Below are 21,449 nucleotides of genomic sequence, written 5' to 3' on the forward strand. Positions count from 1 at the left end.
AATTTCCTTGGCACATCAGCACACTAAGCGCAGAATCCAGCATCGTCACATGCGGATATCCGCACGGGTCACGCTGCGTTCGCCCCGGTCACGGATCGTTCACGTGACGAAGGGCGCTCTTGGAATCTCGCCGTTGAACTCCCCTGGGCGGCTTGTTACCTTGACCGCGCTTAGGTCGACCTAACCACTCTCGCTCCGTCCCGGAGGTCCCCTCATGCCGTTGAGTCGTCGCGCCCTGCTGCGCTCGGCCGGACTCGCGTTCGGCACCGCGACGCTGCTCGGCGGCTGCGGCCCGAGCACTCCGGCGTCCGCGCCGGTGGAGAACACGGCCGGGCGCGTGCCCCGCAAGGGCGGCAGCCTGCGCGCGGTGTTCACCGGCGGCGGCACCGCGGACACGCTCGACCCGTTCGGCTCGGCGTCGCCGGTGGACTTCGTCCGCAACGACGTGCTCTACGACGTGCTGTTCTCCATCGAGAACGGCCGCGCGACGCCCCGGCTGGCGCTCGCCGCCGAACCCGCGCCGGACGGGAGGTCCTTCGTGTTGCGGCTCCGCGACGGCGTGGTGTGGCACGACGGTTCGCCGTTCACCGCCAACGACGTCGCGTACAGCTTCCGCTACATGAGCGCGCCGGAACGCCCCATGCCGAGCGAGCTCCAGAGCTACTTCGACCTCGGCAAGGTCGCGATCCGCGACGTCAGGACCCTGGTTGTGCCGACGCGGCAACCGATCGGCGATCCGGCGCTGATCATCGCCGCCTTCCTGACCAAGGTGATCAAGGACGGTGCGACCTCCTTCACCCCGACCACCGCGGTCGGCACCGGGTCGTACCGGGTCACCGCGTTCGAGCCCGGCCGCGAGGCACGGCTGACCAGGTTCGACCGGTACTGGGACGGCGCGGGCGCGGTGGACGAACTGGTCGTGCTCAGCCTGTCCGACCCGCAGGCCAAGGTGAACGCGGTGCGCACCGGCCAGGCCGACTACGCGGGCGACATCCCGTTCAGCATGGCGAAAGCCGGAAGCGGCAGCCCGGACGTCGAGGTCCGCACGGCCGGGCGGCGGCATCGAGTCGGGTTCGGCTTCGTGCTCAACGCGACGATCGCGCCGTTCAACGATCCTCGTGCCCGTCGTGCGGTGCGGCTCGCCGTCGACCGGAAGTCCCTTGTGGACAGTGTGCTGCTCGGCTACGGCGAGCCCGGCAACGACCTCTACGGCTTCGGCACGGATCACTTCGCCGAGCGCGAGCCGCTGCGCCGAGACGTAGACCAGGCACGGAAACTGCTACGCGAGGCGGGTGCCGAGGGCGCGTCGATCACCATCCGGTCGACGGAGTACGAGGTCGGCTACAACGCGTCCACGCAGCTCCTCGCCGAACAGCTGCGCGAGGTCGGGCTCAAGGTGAAGCCGGACATCGTTGGTGTGGCGGAGTTCTTCGAGCCCAGGGCCCTCGCGGCGAGCAACGGTGTCACCTTCTCCATCGGAGCGCTGCCCCTTCCGGTGATCTACGCGCGCCTCGCCGCCTATCCCTCCCTGGCGCTCAACGATCGCGAGTTGAACGACGCGATCGCCGCCGGGCTCGCCGCGGTCGACGACACGGCGCGGCGCAGGGCGTGGACGACGGTGCAGGACGTGATGTCCGACCGTGGCAACACGATCGTCTGGGGGCTCGCCGACACGCTGAGCCTGGAGCGCAAGGCCGTCGCGGGCGTCGAGGTGCGCGGCCTCGCCAAGTACCCCTATCTCGGCAAAGCCGGACTGGCGTGATCACCAGGCTGGCCACCGGCGCGGCGCTGCTCGCGGTGCTGTCGTTCCTGGTCTTCGTCGGTGTCGAACTGCTCCCCGGTGATCCTGTCACCACCCGACTCGGTCCGACCGCGACGCCGGAACGAGTTGAGGCGGCACGGCATCAGCTCGGGCTGGACCGTCCAGTGCTGGTGCGCTACGGCGAATGGGCCAGCGGGCTCCTCAGCGGTGATCTCGGTCGGTCGGCCACGGGCAAGCCGGTATCGGAGATGCTGGCCGACCGCGTCGGGAACTCCGCACTGCTGGCCGGAATCAGCCTCACGTTGCTCATCCCGCTGTCCCTCGGCCTCGGCCTGCTGGCGGCAACCCGGCGAGTGGTTTCGGCCGGAGCTCTTGTACTGGCGTCGGTCCCGGAGTTCGTGCTCGCCGTGGGTGCGGTGCTGCTGTTCGCGATCACCCTGCGGTGGTTTCCCGCGGTGTCGTTGATACCAGCGGGTTCGAGCCCGCTCGCGCACCCATCGGCCTTGGTGCTGCCCGTGTTGAGCCTGCTCGCGGTCGGCATGGCCTATGCGATCAGGGTCATCAGCTCGGCGGCCTCGACCGTGCTGAGATCGCCGCACGTGGAGTTCATGCGCCTCAACGGAATTCCGGTGTTGCGCACGGCGGTCATTCCCGCTGTGCTGCCGGTCGCGGTGCAGGTGTGGCTCGTGACCGGGGTGAGCCTCGTCGGCGGTGGAGTGCTGGTGGAGAAGGTCTTCGGCTACCCGGGCATCGGTGAGCTCCTGGTCGTTTCGGTGCAGTCCGGCGATCTCCCCGTCGTGCAGGCCCTCGTCCTGATCTTGGGTGGCGCGATGCTGCTCGCGCTTCTGCTCGCCGACATCGCGATCCGGTTCCTCACCCCTCGTCTGCGGACCGCCTCGTGAAGTGGGTCCTCGCGCTTGTCGCCGGGCTGATCGCGCTTCCCTCGTTCGCGCCGCACTCGGCGACGAAACCGATCGGGGCTCCGTACTCCTGGCCGACGTGGGCGATGCCGTTCGGGACCGATCACCTCGGCCGGGATGTCTTGTCGCGCATGCTGCACGGCGGTCGCCCCCTGGTGTTGACCAGCCTCGCCGCCGCGGCGGCCGGCGTGCTGCTCGGCGCGGCTGTCGGGTTGGCGGTTGCTTTGACGAAGCGTCAGATGTTGATGTGGCCCTTGGACGCGATCGCCGCGGTGCCACCGACTCTGGTGTTGCTGCTGACTTTGACGGCGATGCCGGATCGCACGGGGCTTGTGCTCGCTGTCGCGATCGCCGGTGCTCCGCTCGCCGCACGGGTCACCCAGGCTGCCGCGGCACAGGTCGTGGGCCGCGCGCACGTGGAGATCGCGATCGCGCGCGGGGAGAACTGGGCGTGGTTGCTGGGCCGGGAGATCCTGCCTTTGGTGGGTGGCACGGTTCTGGCTGATGCCGGGATGAGGTTCGTCTCATCGGTGCATCTCGTTGCCGCGGCGGGATTTCTCGGGTTGAGCGTGTCGGACTCGGACTGGGGCTTGCTGATCGTGGAGGCCCTGCCGGGAGCGCCTTTGCAGCCGTGGGCGCTGCTCGTGCCCGTGCTTGGCGTGGCCCTGCTCGCGGTGAGTTCGAACCTCTTCGCGGATCGCGTTGCGCGGCGCTCCAGGGGGATGCTCGGATGAAACCGTTGGTGGAGCTGTCCAACCTGTCGCTTTCCGCGGACGGTCGGCCGCTGTTGGACGGTGTGAACCTCACGATCGCGCCGGGCGAGGCCGTTGGCGTGCTCGGGCCTTCCGGCTCCGGGAAGACGACCCTCGCGTTGGCAGTGCTGGGCCACCTCCGCCCCGGGGTGCGCCATGTCAGCGGTCAGTCCTATGTGGATGGACACCCGATGCTTCCCTCGCCTCCGCCCGGAGTGCGCGGCGGTGTTGTCGGTTACCTCGGCCAGGACCCCGGCCTGCTGCTCAATCCCTACGCCAAGGTCAGTGCCGATCTGCCGCTCTCCCGCGTCGGCCTGTCCACCTCACTGGTCGGCCGCTACCCGCATCAGCTCTCCGGCGGTCAGCAGCAGCGCGTCGCGCTCGCCATCGCGCTTGCCCGCCAGCCACGGCTGCTGGTACTGGACGAGCCAACCACCGCGCTGGACGTGCTGGCCAAGACCGAAGTGCTGACCGAGCTTCGACGGCTCCGGGACAGCGGCGTCGCCTTGTTGTGGATCAGCCATGATCTGGACACAGTGGACAGTCTGGTCGATCGCGTGTTCACGATGGACGGCTCTGCTCCGACTCGTAGCGCCATCCCTCGCACACCGTCCACTTCGGACGGACCGATTGCTCTACGTGCCTCGGGCCTGCATGCGGCTCATGGTTCGCATCGTGTGCTCAACGACGTTGACTTGGACGTTCGCGAGGGGGAATGTCTTGCCGTGCTCGGAGCTTCGGGCGTTGGCAAGAGCACGCTCGCGCGATGCTTGGTCGGGCTGCACAAGCCCAGCTCGGGAGCGGTGTCCGGATCGGATATCCAGCTGGTGCCACAGAATCCGGCGGAGTCGCTGCACCCGCGCCAGGACGTCCGCACGGCTTTGGTCCGCCCGCTGCGCAAGATCCGGGGGATGCGGCGGCCCTACGACGCGGAGGTGCACCGCCTGCTCGACGCGGTCGGACTGCCCGCCGAGTTCGCCTCGCGGCTACCCGGTGAACTGTCCGGCGGTCAGCGGCAACGCGTCGCGCTCGCCAGAGCCCTTGCCGCCCAACCAAAAGTTCTGGTCTGCGATGAGATCACCTCAGCGTTGGACGCTTCGACCCAGGCAGGCGTGCTCAGTCTGCTCGGAGAGCTCCGCCAGCGGCACGGGCTCGCGGTCGTGTTCATCACCCACGATGCCCAGGTGGCCGCGGCGGTGTCCGACCGCGTTCTCGTGCTCGTCAACGGTCGCGTCGCCGTGACCGGACGCACCGATGACCTGCTCGCGCGGCCGGAGGACCTGCCCGCGCTGCTACTGGAGGAACGACCGTGCAGGACGTAGAGGAGCTGCCGCGGCTCGACGCGGAGTACTTGCAGAACCCGCACGAGCTGGCCGATCGGCTGCGCCGCGAAGGACCCGCGTGTCCGGTGCTGATGCCGGACGGGATGCGGGTGTGGCTGGTCACCAGTCACACGGAGGCCCGTTCGCTGCTCACCGATCCCCGCTTGAGCAGCGACGGCGTGTACGACCGTCTTGAGTACCAACGACAACTCGCCGAGGGCAAGAAGATCGAGTTCTCGCGGTCGTTGGCCGCGCACATGCTCAACGTGGACCCGCCGGACCACACTCGGCTGCGCAAACTCGTCACCAAGGCGTTCACCACGCGCACGATCGCCCGGCTCCGCCCGCGGATCGAGGAGATCACCGCACAGCTGCTCGACGACATGTCCGGCAGCGTCGACCTGATCCCGGCGTTCGCGCTGCCGCTGCCGATCATGGTGATCTGCGAGCTGATGGGCATTCCGCCCGAGGACCAGGAGCGGTTCAGCGGCTGGTCGAACGCGATGGTCTCGACCGCGCCACCGGAGCAGATCGGTGCCGCGTCCGGCGCGATGGCCGGCTACCTCGCGGGCTTGACCGAGCAGAAGCGTTCCGCTCCGGCCGACGATCTGCTCTCCGCTCTGGTGCACGCTTCCGAGGACGGCGACCAGCTCTCGGTCCCCGAGCTGATCGCGATGACGTTCATCCTGCTCATCGGCGGTTATGAGACGACGGTCAATCTGATCGGCAACGGCGTCCTCGGTCTCTTGCAACATCCGTCGCAGCTCGCGGCGCTGCGCGCGGACCCCGGCCTGCTGCCCAATGCCATCGAGGAGTTCCTGCGCTACGAGACGCCGAACAACATGGCTTCGCCCAGGTACACCACATCCCCGGTGCGCGTAGGCGATGTGGAGATCCCGGCCGGTGAGTTCGTCATGGTCTCACTCCTCGCCGGAAACCGTGATGCCACAAGGTTCCCTGAGCCCGACAAGCTCGACATCACCAGGCCGACCGGCGCGCACCTCGGCTTCGGCCACGGGATTCACTACTGCGTCGGGGCTCCGCTAGGCCGCCTCGAAGGCGAGATCGCGATCGGCCGCCTCCTGGAACGCTTCTCGCACATCGAACTCACTGTAGATCCCTCCGAGCTGCGCTGGCGCAAGAGCACGCAGATGCACGGCCTCGAAGCTCTCCCGGTCCGACTTCATCCCTAGGACAAGACGATGTGTGGCATCACCGGCTGGGTCGCCTACGACACCGATCTGACGCAGCACGCGGATGTGCTCGACGCGATGACGGACACCATGTCCCGTCGTGGTCCCGATGCATCCGGCACCTGGCTGCGCCCGCAGGTGGGGCTCGGACACCGTCGCCTCGCCGTGATCGACCTTCCCGGTGGCGCGCAACCCATGGAGGCCAACGGTGTCACCCTCGTCTACAGCGGCGAGGTCTACAACTTCGCCGAGCTTCGCAGGTCCTTGGGGGAACACAATTTCCGCACTCGCAGCGACACCGAGGTGGTCCTCAACGGCTACCTCCGTTGGGGTTCGGCCGTCGCGGAGCGCCTGAACGGCATGTTCGCCTTCGCGCTGTGGGATTCCCGCGAGCAGAAGCTCCTCCTGGTCCGCGACCGCCTCGGCATCAAACCGCTGTACTACCAACGCACTTCGGACGGTCTGCTGTTCGGATCCGAGCCGAAGTCGATCCTCGCCAACCCGTTGTCCTCGCGCGTGATCGACCGCGACTGCCTTTACGAGCTGTTCGGCCAGACCAAGGCACCGGGTTGGTCCTTGTGGAAGGACATGCACGAAGTCCCACCGGGCACCGTCCTCACGTTGAGCCGCAACGGACTCCGCTCGCGCGCATACTGGTCACTTGAGACCGCCGAGCACACCGACGACCGCGACACCACGATCGAGACGGTTCGCGATCTCCTCACCGACACCGTCTCGCGCCAGCTCGTCGCCGACGTCCCTCAGTGCGTGCTTCTCTCCGGTGGTCTCGATTCCAGTGCTATCACCGGCCTGGCCGCCCAAGCTCTTCCTGACCTGCGCACGTTCTCGGTGGACTTCGTCGGCGAGTTCCAGCCCGATGAGCTTCGCTCGACCGCTGACTCCGGATTCGTCCGTGAGGTCGCTGATTTCGTGGGTTCCAAGCACACCAACGTAATCCTGGACCCCAGCGAGCTGTCCGATCTTTCGCTGCGCCGCGCCGTCGTCTCGGCCTGGGACATCCCGTTGGGTTTGGGCGACATCAACACGTCGCTCTACCTGCTGTTCAAGGCCATCCGCGCCGAGTCGACCGTCGCACTTTCCGGCGAGTCCGCCGACGAGCTCTTCGGTGGCTACCCCTGGTTCCACATCGAGGCGACTCACACGTTCCCATGGCTGGCCTTCTCGCATTCCATCAACGCCGATCGAACGGCGGTGCTGCGCAAGGACCTCGGCCTGGACCTCGACTCCTACGTCGCCGACCAGTACGCCTCCGCCGTGGCGTCGGTGGAGTTCCTCGACGACGAGTCCGTTTCCGAGCGCCGGATGCGCGTTGTCTGCCACCTGCACCTGACCCGCCTCGTCCGGGCTTTGTTGGATCGCAAGGACCGCATGTCCATGGCTACCGGCCTCGAAGTGCGCGTCCCGTTCTGCGACCACCGCCTGGTCGAGTACGTGTACAACGCCCCTTGGTCGTTCAAGCACTTCGACGGCCGCGAGAAGAGCCTCCTCCGTGCCGCTGTCCGCCACGTCCTGCCCCAGTCGGTCGCCGACCGTGTGAAGAGCCCCTATCCCACCGTTCAGTCCGCCGACTACGTCGCTTCGTTGCAGGCGCAGGCCGCCGATGTGTTGTCGGAGAAGGACAATCCCGTGTTCGCCCTGATCGACCGCCAGTGGCTGCGCGCGGCCGTGGGGGCGTCGTCGGTTCCCGGTTCGGTGCGACAGGGCTTGGAGCGGGTTCTCGACCTGTACCACTGGGTTGATCTTTACCGCCCGACCCTCGCTATTTGACGGGGTACGCCTGCGGCGCTCCGTCCTTGTCGACGCCGATCCCGGCGTACCGGCTGACCCAGAACGGCGCGACTTCGACGGTGGCGGAGATGTCCTTGCCGGTCTTGGCATCGAGCACGATCGGCTTCCCGCTCACCCTGCCGTACACCGCTCCGTGCCACGCGGTCACGACCCCGGGAGCGACACGGTTGGCGCCCACGTCGGGCAGCGTCCACAGTTGCTCGGCAGTCTTGGCGTTGTAGCCGGTGACGCGCCCGCCATTCGTACAGACGAGGACCGACTGCTGGTCGTACACGCACTCGCCGTAGGCCCTGCTGCCGAATCCGCCCTCGCCCTTCAGTTCTCCCTTGACGGCACCGGAAGCGGGGTCGAGGAACAACAGCGACGGCTTGCCGCTGCCGTAGTCGGTGCGGTTGACCACCACCAGCGCCGGGTCGGACGGCACCACGGTGAGCTGGCTCGCCCTCGTCGCGCCCACCCACAACTGCCCGCCGGTGACGACGTCCAGGGCGGTGGCCTGGTTCATCGACTTGTTCTCGGCGACGTTGGAGTCCGTGCCCACCAACACATGCCCGTTGAGGCTGCCCGCCTCGTAGTCGCGGCGCTCCCACAACGTCGCCCCGGTCGCGGCGTCGAGCGCCACCGTGAACGCCCTGTCGCTGTCGGAATAGCTGGCGACCACGGCCTTGTCGCTGATCGCGGAGACCTTGGTGACCGATCCCTGACCGCTGCCGCCGTAGGTGTCCGTGGCGACCTTGACCTTGGCCTGCCACGCTTTCGCCCCGCTCGTGGCATCGGCGGCGACAACCGTCAACGCCGTGAACCCGGGTGTGGTCCCCTGTCCCGGTTCCGCCGTCGCCACGGCCGCTGCGGCGAGCTTGTCCGTCACCGCGGGTGGTCTGGGGCCGACCGGGTTGACGAACGGCCCGCTCTGCGCGTACGGGTCCGCTGGCTTGCCCTCGATGCCTACGGTCCAGTTCTGCTTACTGGTAAGGACATCCACCGCCGTGAGGCTGTTCGGCGCCACGATGTACGCCGTCCGTTCGCGCAAGGTGAGGAACCGGGAAACCGCATCGCCCGCGAGATTGGCCCGCAACGCCGACTTGGGCAGAGCCACCGCGGCGGCGGTGTCGAACCCCATGGGCGGATCGGCCGTCTTGGCAGGCGCCACGAACGTCGTCGACTGCGGGCCCGTCCCTGGCTCCGCTGGCAGACCCCGCGTCGCCTCACTACACCCGGCCAGCGTCACAGCCGCTGCCAGGCACACCACCGTCACTGCGTCGCGCCGCACGCGAGTCCCCTCTATCGGCCGGTCCTCGTTCGCTCGCGGACAGTAGGAGGCCACGCTTGAAGTTTTCTGCAATGCGCTGGTCAGGAGGTTGCGGCGGCCTTGACCATCGACCTCAAGTAGCCGGAGATCGCTCCCACCGAGGGATAGTTCCACAACAACGTCGCAGGCAAAGCCACCCCGACCGCCCTCTCCAACTCCACCCGCAACGCGGAAGCCAGCAGCGAATCCACCCCCAACTCGCTCAAAGCCCGATCCACGCCGATCTCCGGCATCCCCAACACCCGTGAAACCACCTCCGACACCAACTCCGTCACATCCCCCACCTCAACCCTCGCCGGAGAGGAAGAAACCACCTCGTCGAGCACCGCGGGCCGAGGTCCCGAATGATCGCGCAGCACACGCAACACCGCGACCACGTTCGCCTCACCTCCGACCGACTGGTCGAAAGCGCGCAGTGCCTGCGAAGCGGTGACGTCCGCGGTCCCCCGAGCCGCCAGCTCCACGTCCGTCGCCGAGGCCGAGGTCGACATGCCGAGGCCGCGCCAGCTCGTCCACGCCAGGCTCACCGTCTCCCCGCCACGCCGCGTTGCCAAGTCGTCAAGGAACGCGTTGGCCGCCGCGTACGCGGCCTGACCGGGCAACCCCAACAACGGCCCCGCGGACGAGAAGAACACCATGAAGTCCAACGACCCCGGCGGGAACAGTGCGTCCAACACCCGAGCGCCATCGACCTTCGGGCGCATCACCGAGGCGACGACCGAGGCGTCCAACGACTGAATCAGTCCACTGTGGACCACACCAGCCGCGTGCACCACGCCGGTGACCGGCGGAGCCTGCACGCTGGCCAAAGCCTGACGCACCGAAGAAAGGTCAGCGATATCCGCCGCAACGGGGAAGACAGAGACTCCGGCAGCTTCCAGAGCAAGCACAGCCCGACCAGGTGAACAAGAAGCCCACGAGGACCGTGGAGGAAGCGGTGTCCGTCCAAGCAATACCAGCCGACGCGCACCTCGCTGGGCCAGATGTGCCGCCACCTCCAACCCCAGTGCTCCCAAGCCGCCAGTGATCAGGTACGTGCCGTCAGCACGACACGAGAACGAGCCCGCCCCAACGACAGGCACCAGGCGCGGAACGAAGACCTCACCCTCCCGCACAGCGAGAACCGGCTCCCGAGACGACAAAGCCCGCCCCAGAGCCGACACGTCGAGCGCGGTCATGTGCGAGGGCAGCTCGATCGCGCCGCCCCAGAACTCGGGGTGCTCACTCGCCACGACACGGCTCACCCCCATCATCGAAGCGGAGGAAGTCACGCACCACAGCCGCGAACCAGAATGCGACTGAACAAGGGAGAGCAGCGAGGCAACGGAGTCCGGCGCACACAGGACATGTGCGCCGGAAGCCCCCTCGGGCACCCCCAAGGCCGCAGCCAGCTTCGCATCGCCAAGAACGGACACGTCCGTCAGAGCCACAGCGTCCGAAGTGGACAAAGGCTTCCACTCGACTGAATACCGCAGCTCGGCGAGCGAGTCGGCTTCAGCCGTCAGCTCCCCGTAACGCAGCCCCTCCAGCCACGCCGACCCATCATCCCCCGAAACCCAGACATCCACGGTGGACTGATCAACAATACGAACCGAGATCGACGCCGAGGTCGGAGCCACCCCCGAAACACCGAAGCGAGCAAGGCGCGAAGGCATCCGCAACACCGCGGGCCCGCCAAACACCACAGAAGCCATGGACAGCGCCGCGTCCAGAATCGAAGCCCAACCGCCATCAGTGCTCACTCGCCCCGTCAACACGCCATCACCGCGACGAAGCTCCGAGAACCGCCAGGGGTAACCCATGGCCGCAACACCCAGCTCCGCCAGCCGCGTGATCACGTAGTCCGGCGGCAACTCCGAAGAGGCCGATATGGAAAACCCAGATCCCGCACGGGAATCCACAAGAGCCGTAGTAGTCACGGCATCGTCGGAGACGATGCGCATGCTGTTGCCATCACGAACGACCTGAACCGAACGCGCACCCGACAACGGCACCACCACCGGAGTCCGAAGCGACACGTCACAAAGCCCAGAACACTCCCCCGCCTCCAGGAATGTGTTCAGCAGCACCGCCGCGGGAACGATCTCCGTGTCCAGCACAGGATGCCGCCCGGGGTAGGGACGCGTACGCACGTTCAGTGTCGTCGTCCACACCCGAACCGTCGAGCCGTGCACAGAAACAGGAGTGCCGAGCAACGTGTCACGCGGGAACGACGCACTGGGCCCCGAAACCCAATGATGCGTGTGCTGCCAGGCGACCCCAGGCAGGTCCGTCAAACCGCCATCGGGCTGAAGCACCGACCAGTCCACGTCAATCCCATGGCAGTACAGCGATCCGACCGCGGTGAGCAGGCTGGCGTGCTCCGGCTGGTTCCGCCGAAGACTCGGCACCACAACGCCCTTGCCACCAAGGACCTCGTTGATCGAGTGACTGACCACTGGATGCGCGGAGATCTCCAGGAACACCCGGAAGCCGTCCTCGACCGCAGCCTCCACCGCATCCCTGAACAGCACAGGGTTCCTCAAGTTCTGCGCCCAGTACAACGCATCCTGGCGCGGAGCCGAGCGAGGATCGGAAACAGCGGTGACATACAAGGGAATGTTCGGCGTAGAAGGCGAGAGGTCTGCCATCGCCGATGCCAACTGGGAGGCCAACGGAGCCATCTGTGGCGAGTGGAACGCGACATCTGAATCCACCCGCCGAACAACGCGTCCATCCAAAGTGGACAGGAAGGCGTCCAGGGCGGAAGGTGTACCGGCGAGCACCGTCGAGGCTGGAGCCGCCGCGATCGCGGGAACGACATCCGAGCGCGCAGCCAGCAGCGCTGAAGCCTCCTCGAACGACATGTCCACCATGGCCATCGTGCCCTGGCCCGCGGCCAACGGAAGCAGGCGGGAGCGACGGCACACCAGCCGCGCGCCCTGCTCCTCCGTCAACGATCCCGCGACCACGGCCGCCGCGATCTCACCGACCGAGTGGCCGATCACCGCCGCAGGACGGACACCGTACGAAGACAGCACCGCCGCGATTCCCACCTGCATCGCGAACAACATCGATTGGATGCAGTCCACTCCCCCGAGCGATCCCGACTCCAGGACAGCACGTGGCGAGATCCCCTGCTCCGCCCGGAAAACCGGCTCCAGACGATCGATGACCTCGGCGAAGGCAGGCGAATCGACCAGCAGCGAACGGCCCATCCCCGACCACTGCGCACCGTGCCCCGAAAACACCCACACCACATCGGAAGACGAGGAAACCACCGGGGAAACCGACTCCAACCCGGCCACGAGCGTCGAGTGATCACTGGACACCACCGCCGCGCGCACGGGCAGATGCGCGCGGCGGTGGGCCAGTGTGTGCCCGACGTCGGCGAGTGAGCGCTCGCCGATCGCCGACACGAGCCGGGAAGCCTGCTCGCGAACCGCGGCCTCGGAGCCGCCTGACACCGGATACACCCGAAGCCCAGAAACGGTTTCCGAAGCGGCAACCGAAGTGGGCCCCTTCTCCAGCACGACGTGCGCGATGGTCCCGCCGTAGCCGTAGCTGGCCACGCCCGCGAACCTCGACTCCAGCGAACGCGGCGAGGTCACGACCTCCAGACCCGCCCAGTCGATGTCCTCGCGGAGCGACGTGTCCAGCACGGTCGGCGGTACCACGCCCGCGTCCAGGGCGAGCGCGGTCTTGATCACTCCGGCGATGCCCGCGGCGGCTTCGGTGTGGCCGAGGTTCGTCTTCACCGAGCCGACGAGACAGCCGCCTTCACCCACCACAGTGGACAGTGCTCCGACCTCGATCGGATCACCGACGCGCGTCCCGGTGCCGTGCGCTTCCACGTAGCCCACCTCGCGCGGATCCACCCCGGCGTCGGCGTACGCGGCGCGCAGCAGGTGTTCCTGCGCTTCCCGTGACGGCGCCATGATCCCGTCGGTGCGGCCGTCCTGGCGAACCGCCCCACCCCGCACGACGGCCCACACGTGATCGCCGTCGGCAATGGCGTCCGACAGCCGCTTCAGCACGACGACTCCGCAGCCCTCACCGCGACCGTAGCCATCGGCGGTGGCGTCGAACGCCTTGGACCGGCCATCCGGCGAGATCGCCCCGGCCTCGTCGAGGACAGCGGTCAAACCCGGGCCGGACATGAGCATCACGCCACCCGCGAGCGCCAGCGGCACCTCGCCGGAGGCAACGCTCCGGCAAGCCTGGTTCAGTGCGACAAGCGACGAAGAACAAGCTGTGTCAACGGAAAAGCTCGGTCCGCGTAAGTCCAATGTGTACGAAACGCGGTTCGCGACCGCGCACGCCGAGGCGCCGATCCCGGTCCACGCGCGAACGTCGGGCAGGTCTTCGAGGAGCCTCCGACCGTAGTCGTCCGAGCCGACGCCCATGAAGACACCGGCGTCCGTGCCCGCCAGCTTCGTCGGATCGATCCCCGCGTGTTCGAGGGCTTCCCAGGCAACTTCGAGCGCCATTCGCTGTTGCGGGTCCAGCTGTTCCGCCTCTGTGCCCGACACACCGAAGAACGTGTTGTCGAAGCCCGCGATATCGTCGATGAAGGCACCCCGCGACGTCACCCGCGACAGCACTGCCGCGTTCTCCCGTGACTTCGACCACGCGGCGTCCCAACGCCCTTCCGGTACCTCTCCCACGGCACGGGAACCCGACATCAGGAACGACCAGAACCGCTCCGGCGAAGAGACTCCACCCGCAAAACGGCAGCCCATACCCACGATCGCAACAGCCACGCGCCAGAGCGAAACACGCACGTGGGCACGTGCGCGTGAGTAGCGCGGAAACTTGAGTACCCAGCTACTCACGCCATACCGCGCACCACGTGTTGAGCTTCCACGGTGCGCACCGAGAGCCTGTTCCTAGCCGGTATCGGCAGCCACCTGCCGCCGCGCGTGACAACGGAACACGCGGTGGCCCAGGGCTGGTACGACGACACCGAACGTGAATTCGGAGAGATGCACGCGGTCACGGTCAGCCCGGACGAGCCCGCACCGGACATGGCGATCGCCGCTGCCAAAAAAGCGCTGAAGTACTGCGATCCGGACGATGTCGGAGTCCTGCTGCACAGCTCGACGCATCCGCAGGGGCCCGAGGGGTGGTCTGCCGCGCACTACATTCTGCTCAACACCGTGAACCGGCCCATTCCCGCGATGGAACTACGGCAGGGCTGCCTCGGCATGCTCGCCGGGATCGAAGCCGCCGCGCACAGGTTGATCGCCGATCCCACGCACGACGCCGCGCTCATCACCACCGCGGACAACTTCTCCACTCCGCTCGCCGATCGCTGGCGCGCTTCGAAGCTCTTCCTCCTCGCCGATGGTGCCGCCGCCGTCGTGGTGTCCCGGCGAAGCGGATTCGCGAAAGTGCACGCGATCGGCTCGTTGTCCAATCCCCGCATGGAAATCCTGCACCGCGCGGGCGAAGACCTCTTCCCGCCTGGTGCCACGATCGGCCGCGGCCTCAACTTCACCGAACGCAGCGAGCGCGTGCGCGAACAATGGGCGGCGGGGGAAGCACCACCGATCCTGCACTTCGGCGAACAGGTCGCGGAGATCGCCGAACGTACGCTCGAAGAAGCCGGACTCACAATGGACCAGATGAGCCGCGTCTGCCATCCCGGATATTCACGTGGCGCGCTGGACGCGATTTTCCTCGACTCGCTGGGCATCGACGACGAGCGTGGTATCTGGGATTACACCAGGACGGTCGGCCACACGGGGGCGGCTGACCTGTTCCTCGGCCTGGAAGACCTGTGGCGCAACGGAAAAGTCCAGCCCGGCGAGTTCGTGCTGCTGGTCGGCGCGACCACCGGGATGGAAGCCGGATGCGCCGTCGTCGAGATTGTGACCGAAGATCCGCTTGCGGGATCGAGCATTGGCACAGGTTCGTGATGCTCGACGGATGCACGCCCTGGCCCGCCGAGTTCGCGGAGCGCTACCGGGAACAAGGGTATTGGCGCGGCGAAACCCTCGGCGCGGTGCTGCGCACGGCGGCGAAGGACTTCGGCCCGCGCACCGCGTTGGTGCACGGTGACCGCCGGATTTCCTATGCGGCGCTGGACGAATGGGCCGACCGCCTCGCGGCGGGATTCGCCGATCACGGCATCCGGCCCGACGAACGCGTGATCGTGCAGCTGCCCAATGTGCCGGAGTTCGTGGCGATCTGCTTCGCCCTCTTCCGGCTCGGCGCCAAGCCCGTCTTCGCCCTCGCCGCGCACAGGCACACCGAGATCCGGCACCTCCAGGAGCTGAGCGGGGCGACCGCCTACATCGGCCCCGGCACGCATCGCGGCTTCGACTACCGCGAGATGGCCAAACAGATCGATTTCCGGCTGCGCTTCGACCTCGGCGCCGACATCGCGGGAATTCCCAGGGACTTCCCCGAGCCTGATCCGTCCGATGTCGCGTTCTTCCTGCTCTCCGGAGGCACGACGGCGCTTCCCAAGCTGATTCCCCGCACGCACGACGACTACGTCTACCAAACGCGCACCGCCGCGTCCGTGTGCGAACTCTCCGCCGACGACGTCTACCTCGCCACGCTGCCGATCGAGTTCAACTTCGCCTGGGGCAGCCCCGGTGTGCTCGGAACCCTGTGGAACGGCGGCAAAGTCGTCATCGCCGACAGCCCTTCGCCCGACGACTGCTTTCCGCTGATCGAGCGCGAAGGCGTCACCGTCACCGCACTCGTGCCCTCGCTCACCCAGATCTGGGTGGAGGTCGCGGAATGGACCGAGGCCGACCTCTCCACCTTGCGGTTGCTGCAAGTCGGCGGCGCTCGAATGCGACCGGAGTTCGTCAGGAGCATCGGCCCGGCGCTCGGCTGCCGCCTGCAACAGGTGTTCGGCATGGCGGAAGGCTTGCTCACCTTCACGCGGGGCGAGGAGGACGCGCTGCGCACACAGGGCACCCCGATCTCCCCAGCCGATGAACTGCGCATCACCGACGAAACCGGAAACGACGTCCCCACCGGCGAAATCGGCGAGCTGGTCACCCGTGGCCCGTACACGCTGCGCGGTTACTACCGCGTTCCCGAGCACAACAAGAAGGCGTTCACCGCGGACGGTTTCTACCGCACCGGCGATCTGGCGCGGCTGACCGGGAACGGTGAGCTGGTGATCGAGGGCCGCATCAAGGACATGATCATCCGAGGCGGCGACAAGATCTCCTCCGGCGAGGTCGAGTCCCACCTCGCCGAGCACCCCGCCGTCGCGGGCGTCGCGGTGGTCGGCGTGCCCGACGAGTTCCTGGGCGAACGGATCTGCGCTTACGTCATCCCCCGGGAGACCGCGCCGAGCCTGGCCGAGCTGCGCGAGTTCATGCACGGCCGCGACGTCGCCGAGTACAAGCTGCCCGACCTGATCAAGCTCATCGACGCTTTCCCCTTGACCCCGCTGGGGAAAGTCGACCGGAAGGCCCTGAGGTGATCACCGAGTCCGAACTGCGCGACACCCTCGCGACCGTCCTGAACCGACCGGCCGAGGAGATCCCGGGCGATGCGAACCTGGTGCTGCTCGGCATCAGCTCACTGGAGATCATGCGCCTGGTGAGCCGCTGGCGCAGGCAGAAGCTGCCCGTGTCGTTCGAGGCCCTGGTCACCGAGCCGACGCTGGACCAGTGGCTGGCCCACCTCAACGCGAGCTGATCCGTGGCTACCCTCGTCCAGGACGCGTGCGTCTACACCGCCGACACCGATAACCGAGTCATACCAACAGGTTCCGTCCTCATCATCGACGGCAGGATCGCCGCGGTGGGAACGGCGGCGGAGATCGGGCCCACCGTCGCGCAGATTCCTCCGGACCAGCTCACCGTGCTGGACGCGCGGCGGATGATGGTGCTGCCCGGCTTCGTCAACGGGCACTGGCACGAGACCTTCGCGCTGCGCCTGGCTCGACCGAACTCCGGTTTCCTCAGCTGTGGCGGCGATCTGCACCAGGTGTCGGCGTCTTTCGACTCCTCGGCGGACTTCGGCGACCTGCTGACCCCGGACGAGGCGGAGGCGGTCGCGCGCTACTCCATGTGGACGCAGCTCCGCAGCGGTGTGACCACCCTCGGCGACGCCGGGTCGATCAACCGTCCCGAAGCTCTCGCGAAAGCGGCACACCAGCTCGGAATGCGTTGCGCGGTAAGCACATGGGCTGCCGACGCCGTGTGCTTGCCCGACGAGCACAAGCCGACCAGGACCCGGGACGCCGACGCGGTTCTCGCGCGCGTCGAAGCCCTCTTGCCGTCGCGCTCCGATCTGGTTCGGTGCCGTCCCTCCGCCATCTACGTCACCAACATGACCGACGAACTGGGCAGGGGGTTGGCCGAGCTCACTGCCCGCCACGACCTTCCCTTCGCCACCCATGTCGGGGCTCTGCGCAACGAAGCCGAAGTGATGCTTCGGTATTACGGCACCACTGGCGTGCGGCGCCTCGACGAACTCGGGTTGGTCACCGACCGGCTGATGGCCGTCCACTGTGGATTCGCCGATGAGGAGGAACGGCAACTGCTCCGCGCCGCAGGTGCCCAGGTGAACATCTCACCCGCGAAGTACGGCATGTCCGGGGAGACCGCGCTCACCGAAGGTACGGTCGCCGATCTTGAGATTTCCCTCTCCACGGACGGGCTTCCGCTGCCCCTGCCGGGTATGACCGAAGCCATGCGCGCCGCATGGCACGGCTTCGTCGAGCGCACCGGCGATCCGGCCACGCTCCTGCCGACCGACGCGCTCGCGATGGCCACCCGGGTTCCCGCACGCGGCCTGCGCTGGCCGGACATCGGCAGCCTGGCAGTGGGAAACCAGGCCGATCTCGTGCTCGTGCCGACCGAGGACTGGCGATACCTGTTGCAGCCCAAGCCGTTGGAGACCTTCCTGTCGCTCGGTTGCTCCAACGACGTGGACACGGTCATCGTCGGCGGCGAGGTGCTGATCTCCGGCGGACGCGGAACGCGGACCGACGAGGACGCACTGCGCGAGGACTACCTCAGCGCCTTGGCGTCCTTCAGTTCCCGTTGCCTCGGCATCGAAGCCGCCGCACCGGTGCGAAGCGCTAGGCGGAGAGCACCGCGGCGAGATCGGCACGCGTCGTGATACCGAGCTTGCCGTACACGCGTTGCAGGTGGTTCTCGACCGTGCGCACCGAAACCACGAGCAGGTCGGCGATGTCGCGGTTGGTCAGCCCGTCCGCCGCGTACTGGGCGACTTCCCGTTCGCGCGAGGTCAGATCGGGGCTCGCCCCGACACAGGGCAGGACGCGGCGAACCGGCTTCCGCCTGGTCGGCACGAGGAGCGCCCGAAGCCTGCGCGCGGTCAGCTCCGGCATGACCGCCGCGACGACCTCACCGCAGAGCGGATAGGTCATGCGGACACAACTCCCTTCCGCCACAAGGACTCCGCGACGGTTCAGCGACTCCGCGGCCTGCGCGAGCGCCGGGAACCGGTCCACGCACAGCGTTCCGGCGAGCGCGATCATGTCGATCAGCTCGGCCTCGTCGCGGGTGAGCCTGCCCAGCCGCATCCGCACCACGTCGGCCAGCCTGCCGTCCGCGCAGGCGAGCCCGGACCAGCGCCACACGCCGGCCACGCGGCGCAGGCTGCCCTCGTCCACCGCGTGCTCGGTGAGTTCCCGCAGCAGCAACGCGTTCCCCGCCGTGAGCAGGCCCATGCCCTGGGTGGTCGCGTCGTCGACCACCGCGCCGAGCCGGGCCAGCAGGACCGCGCGGATCGCTTCGTGGCCGAACGGCCGCACCTCGACGCGCTCGGCCAACCCGTCCAGCCACAGCCTGCTGATCCCGTCCGGCACCCACTCCCCGGTGCGCACGGCCGCGACCACGGTGACCCGGTCCAGCGCGGCGAGACGGCGCACCCGGTCGGCCACCTCCGGCTCCAGCAGCTGCGCGTCGTCGAGGGCGAGCACGACCCGGCCCGTGGCGGGCCAGCCGTCCAGGGAGCGGACCACGTGACCGCCCGCGAGCCCGGCCGCCTCGGCCAGCAACCGGCTGCGGCCGGTGCCCGCCTCCCCGGTCAGCACCACGCCGAGGCCGGCGCCGAACGCGGCGGTGATCCGCGCCAGCTCGGCGTCCCGCGCGACCAGCGGCCACTGCATGCCCGTCACTCCCCGTATCCCGACGTCATCCCTTAGGGGAGCCTAACTAGTGAATGCACGCACAAACAAGGCGCATCCGCGCACGTGAGATAGCACTCTGTGCGCAAGATCCTCACGTTCGACCACCAAAAACCTCTTGAACACCGCACTAGCCCCCACCACGCCCGCCTTCCCCGTTTCGTACTCTTGCCGGGAAAGAGAGCGCTCCCAAATCCCGCTATGAGTACGAAACGGGATTGGTCCAGACCACACCGGCCTCAGAAGGAGGAGGTGGGAGGGTGCGAGAGGGTGTGGCGCATGGGCACAGTCTACCCGCGTCGGCGGCGCCGGATCGCGGTCAGCCGCGCCTGCGCCCCGTCCAGCGCCCGCTCCACGCAGTACCGGTAGAACTCGGCGTCGTAGGCGCGCAGCTTGCCCATGTCCGCCGACCGCTCACGCAGCCACTCGCCCATCGCGGCCAGCCCGGGATTGCCCGGCTCGTCGGCCAGGTCCGCGAGCATCCGGGCGTGCTCCAGCCGGGCCTCCGGCCGCGAGTTGCGGTCGTCCTCCACCGCGATCAGGTTGAACGCCGTGTTGACCAGGTAGCTGTAGACGGTGGCGGACTCGTCGCCGAAGCCCGCCGCCTTCAGCACGCCGACCCCCTCGTCGATGATCTCGCGCGCGGACGGGACCACGGGGCCGAGCAGCACCATCTGCCGGGCGATGCCGTGGTAGTGCATCGCCACCTTGCGCACGTCGGCCAGCAGCGCGCCGAACCACTCCCGCCACGCCAGGTCCGCGCCGGGCACCGGGACCTGGGCGATCACCCGCTCGGTGACCGCCATCGTCACCTTCTGCCGGTCGCCGACGTGGTGGTAGACCACGGCGGCGCCGACCCCCAGCTCCGCGGCGAGCTGGCGGATCGACCACCCCTCCAGCCCGTCCCGGACGGTCAGCCGCACCGCCGCGTCCACCACCTGATCCGGCGTGATCGGCGGCAGCCCGGCCGACGCTCGGGAACGGGGGCGGGTCACTAGCGGAACGCGGGGTACAGCGGCAGCCGCTCGGCCTCCGCCCCGAACCGGGAAACGATTGCCTCGGAAACCGCGCGGGCGTGCTCGGCGACCGCGATCCGCCCGCAGGCCACCGCGTCGGCGTGCAGCCGCCGCCACCGGTCGGCGAGCGCGGCGCTGCGGCGCGGCGACACCATGTTCGCGTCGATCGGGCCGTCCTGTTCGGTGGTCCGCGGCAGCAGCCACCACGTGGACAGCCACACCCACAGCACCTGCGCGTCGAGCAACCTCGGCAGCAGCACGGCGTCGTCGTCCAGGTCCGGCCACACCACGCTGACCTCGGCCCGCCACGCGGCGAGCATCGCCTCGGTCATCCCCGGCGGCAGCGAGAAGGAGCACCAGCAGGACGGGAACGGCACCCGCAGGTAGGCCGCGTCCAGCGCGATATCGCGCATGCAGCCCCACTCGAAGTCCAGGAACCGCACCCCCCGGCTGGTCACCAGGTTGTTGTCGGGGCAGACATCAGAGGGGCTGAACGCGCGGTAGCGGGTGCCCTCCAGCAGGTGCGCGGTGCTCGCGGCGTGCGCCTCCGCGTCCGAGTTCCGTTGCACGCCAAGGGCTTCGGCCAGCAGCTCGGGCAGCTCGGCGAGCGCGACGCGCGCCTCGTTGGCGATCGGGTCCCGCCACGAACGTTCGCCGAGGCGGCGCATCAGCGCGTCGAAGTCCGCCTCGCGGCCCGCGGTCGTGGCGTGCAGCCTGCCCAGCGCGCGGGCCCACGCCAGCAGCGAGCTCTCCGCGGCCCGGGGGTCCTCGCCGAGCAGCTTGTCCGCCAGGGTCGGCGCGCGGCCGAGGTCCTCCATCACCAGCACGCGTTCGGCGACCCCGTGCGCCATCAGCTCCGGGCTGACCCGCTCCGGCGCGGTGAGCGCGGTGAAGAGCTGGCTGCTCGCGGCCTCGTGGGCGAACGGATCGGGCCTGCCGTTGTCGGTGTGGTCGTGGTAGTGCTTCACGACCATGGTCCGAGGCAACGAGAACGGCGTCTCGGCGACCCGCACCCGCAGCACCACGGAACGGTCGCTGCCGCCGAGGTCCTCGTCCGCGTCCAGCCGCACGGGCGCGCCGAAACGACGGCTCAGCACGGACTCCGCCGCCGCGACCGTTGTCGCGGCCTCGGTGTCGGAGCGCACGGCGTTGTGCGGTTCCGCGGTGTGCGGCGCCGCCAGGCCGGTGGTGATGTCCACGCTCATCGTCACCGAACCTACCCCCGCCACTCGCTACGTTCCGACATGATCTG

At 68.2% G+C, this 21,449-nt stretch carries 15 protein-coding genes; 10 read left to right on the forward strand and 5 right to left on the reverse strand.

Annotated elements, in window-relative coordinates; genetic code table 11:
• The first annotated feature begins 214 nt into the window (after positions 1-214).
• From NLX83_RS18680 to asnB, 6 genes are read left to right on the forward strand one after another with little or no spacing between them, the layout of a single operon-like run.
• A complete protein-coding gene (locus tag NLX83_RS18680; protein ID WP_254236366.1) occupies positions 215-1,762 on the forward strand; it encodes an ABC transporter substrate-binding protein in 1,548 nt (515 codons plus the stop codon).
• The gene (locus NLX83_RS18685) at positions 1,759-2,664 is read left to right on the forward strand and encodes an ABC transporter permease (RefSeq protein ID WP_254236367.1); all 906 of its coding nucleotides are present in this window, start codon (positions 1,759-1,761) and stop codon (positions 2,662-2,664) included. The genes NLX83_RS18680 and NLX83_RS18685 overlap by 4 nt, the downstream gene beginning before the upstream one ends.
• On the forward strand, positions 2,661-3,416 hold the full coding sequence (locus NLX83_RS18690; RefSeq protein WP_254236368.1) for an ABC transporter permease subunit: 756 nt from the start codon (positions 2,661-2,663) through the stop codon (positions 3,414-3,416). Before NLX83_RS18685 ends, NLX83_RS18690 begins: the two co-directional genes overlap by 4 nt.
• On the forward strand, positions 3,413-4,756 hold the full coding sequence (locus NLX83_RS18695; protein ID WP_254236369.1) for an ABC transporter ATP-binding protein: 1,344 nt from the start codon (positions 3,413-3,415) through the stop codon (positions 4,754-4,756). The genes NLX83_RS18690 and NLX83_RS18695 overlap by 4 nt, the downstream gene beginning before the upstream one ends.
• Entirely contained in the window at positions 4,744-5,949 is a 1,206-nt protein-coding gene (locus tag NLX83_RS18700) for a cytochrome P450 family protein (protein WP_254236370.1), read from the forward strand. Before NLX83_RS18695 ends, NLX83_RS18700 begins: the two co-directional genes overlap by 13 nt.
• Before the next feature lie 9 nt (positions 5,950-5,958).
• Positions 5,959-7,737 (forward strand): asparagine synthase (glutamine-hydrolyzing), encoded by a 1,779-nt coding sequence (gene asnB / locus NLX83_RS18705; RefSeq protein ID WP_254236371.1) that lies wholly within the window; start codon positions 5,959-5,961, stop codon positions 7,735-7,737.
• Here the strand turns inward: asnB and NLX83_RS18710 are convergent.
• Entirely contained in the window at positions 7,730-9,028 is a 1,299-nt protein-coding gene (locus NLX83_RS18710; protein ID WP_254236372.1) for an outer membrane protein assembly factor BamB family protein, read from the reverse strand. The genes asnB and NLX83_RS18710 overlap by 8 nt on opposite strands.
• Before the next feature lie 80 nt (positions 9,029-9,108).
• Positions 9,109-13,830, reverse strand: coding sequence for an SDR family NAD(P)-dependent oxidoreductase (locus NLX83_RS41905; protein WP_308209333.1), 4,722 nt, complete (start codon positions 13,828-13,830; stop codon positions 9,109-9,111).
• An 84-nt stretch (positions 13,831-13,914) separates the two neighbouring features.
• Between NLX83_RS41905 and NLX83_RS18720 the strand changes: the two genes are divergently transcribed.
• Genes NLX83_RS18720 through NLX83_RS18735 form a run of 4 tightly spaced genes read left to right on the forward strand, consistent with a single transcriptional unit; the run spans position 13,915 to position 18,148 of the window.
• Positions 13,915-14,967: a ketoacyl-ACP synthase III family protein gene (locus NLX83_RS18720; protein WP_254236373.1), complete on the forward strand. Its 1,053-nt coding sequence runs from the start codon at positions 13,915-13,917 to the stop codon at positions 14,965-14,967.
• Complete coding sequence (locus tag NLX83_RS18725) at positions 14,967-16,499, forward strand: (2,3-dihydroxybenzoyl)adenylate synthase (protein ID WP_254236374.1); 1,533 nt, start codon at positions 14,967-14,969, stop codon at positions 16,497-16,499. Before NLX83_RS18720 ends, NLX83_RS18725 begins: the two co-directional genes overlap by 1 nt.
• On the forward strand, positions 16,496-16,717 hold the full coding sequence (locus NLX83_RS18730) for a phosphopantetheine-binding protein (protein WP_254236375.1): 222 nt from the start codon (positions 16,496-16,498) through the stop codon (positions 16,715-16,717). The genes NLX83_RS18725 and NLX83_RS18730 overlap by 4 nt, the downstream gene beginning before the upstream one ends.
• Before the next feature lie 3 nt (positions 16,718-16,720).
• Complete coding sequence (locus NLX83_RS18735; protein WP_254236376.1) at positions 16,721-18,148, forward strand: amidohydrolase family protein; 1,428 nt, start codon at positions 16,721-16,723, stop codon at positions 18,146-18,148.
• Here NLX83_RS18735 and NLX83_RS18740 read toward each other — a convergent pair.
• From NLX83_RS18740 to NLX83_RS18750, 3 genes are all read right to left on the reverse strand, one after another.
• Positions 18,108-19,163, reverse strand: a complete 1,056-nt coding sequence (locus NLX83_RS18740) for a helix-turn-helix transcriptional regulator (protein WP_254236377.1) — start codon at positions 19,161-19,163, stop codon at positions 18,108-18,110. The two genes, NLX83_RS18735 and NLX83_RS18740, sit on opposite strands and share 41 nt — an antisense overlap.
• Positions 19,164-19,471: 308 nt before the next feature.
• Positions 19,472-20,176, reverse strand: a complete 705-nt coding sequence (locus tag NLX83_RS18745; protein WP_254236378.1) for a TetR/AcrR family transcriptional regulator — start codon at positions 20,174-20,176, stop codon at positions 19,472-19,474.
• Positions 20,176-21,402, reverse strand: coding sequence for a phosphotransferase family protein (locus tag NLX83_RS18750; protein WP_254236379.1), 1,227 nt, complete (start codon positions 21,400-21,402; stop codon positions 20,176-20,178). Before NLX83_RS18750 ends, NLX83_RS18745 begins: the two co-directional genes overlap by 1 nt.
• Between the last annotated feature and the right edge of the window lie 47 nt (positions 21,403-21,449).

Origin of the sequence: Allokutzneria sp. A3M-2-11 16 (genome assembly GCF_024213555.1) — a bacterium.
Lineage (GTDB): Bacteria > Actinomycetota > Actinomycetes > Mycobacteriales > Pseudonocardiaceae > Allokutzneria.

Bases quoted from the DNA above. Each gene is read 5' to 3' on its own strand.
- NLX83_RS18680 (WP_254236366.1), top strand. From the start codon at position 215: ATGCCGTTGAGTCGTCGCGCCCTGCTGCGCTCGGCCGGACTCGCGTTC.
- NLX83_RS18695 (WP_254236369.1), top strand. From the start codon at position 3,413: ATGAAACCGTTGGTGGAGCTGTCCAACCTGTCGCTTTCCGCGGACGGT.
- asnB (WP_254236371.1), top strand. From the start codon at position 5,959: ATGTGTGGCATCACCGGCTGGGTCGCCTACGACACCGATCTGACGCAG.
- NLX83_RS18725 (WP_254236374.1), top strand. From the start codon at position 14,967: ATGCTCGACGGATGCACGCCCTGGCCCGCCGAGTTCGCGGAGCGCTAC.
- NLX83_RS18740 (WP_254236377.1), bottom strand. From the start codon at position 19,163: ATGCAGTGGCCGCTGGTCGCGCGGGACGCCGAGCTGGCGCGGATCACC.
- NLX83_RS18750 (WP_254236379.1), bottom strand. From the start codon at position 21,402: ATGAGCGTGGACATCACCACCGGCCTGGCGGCGCCGCACACCGCGGAA.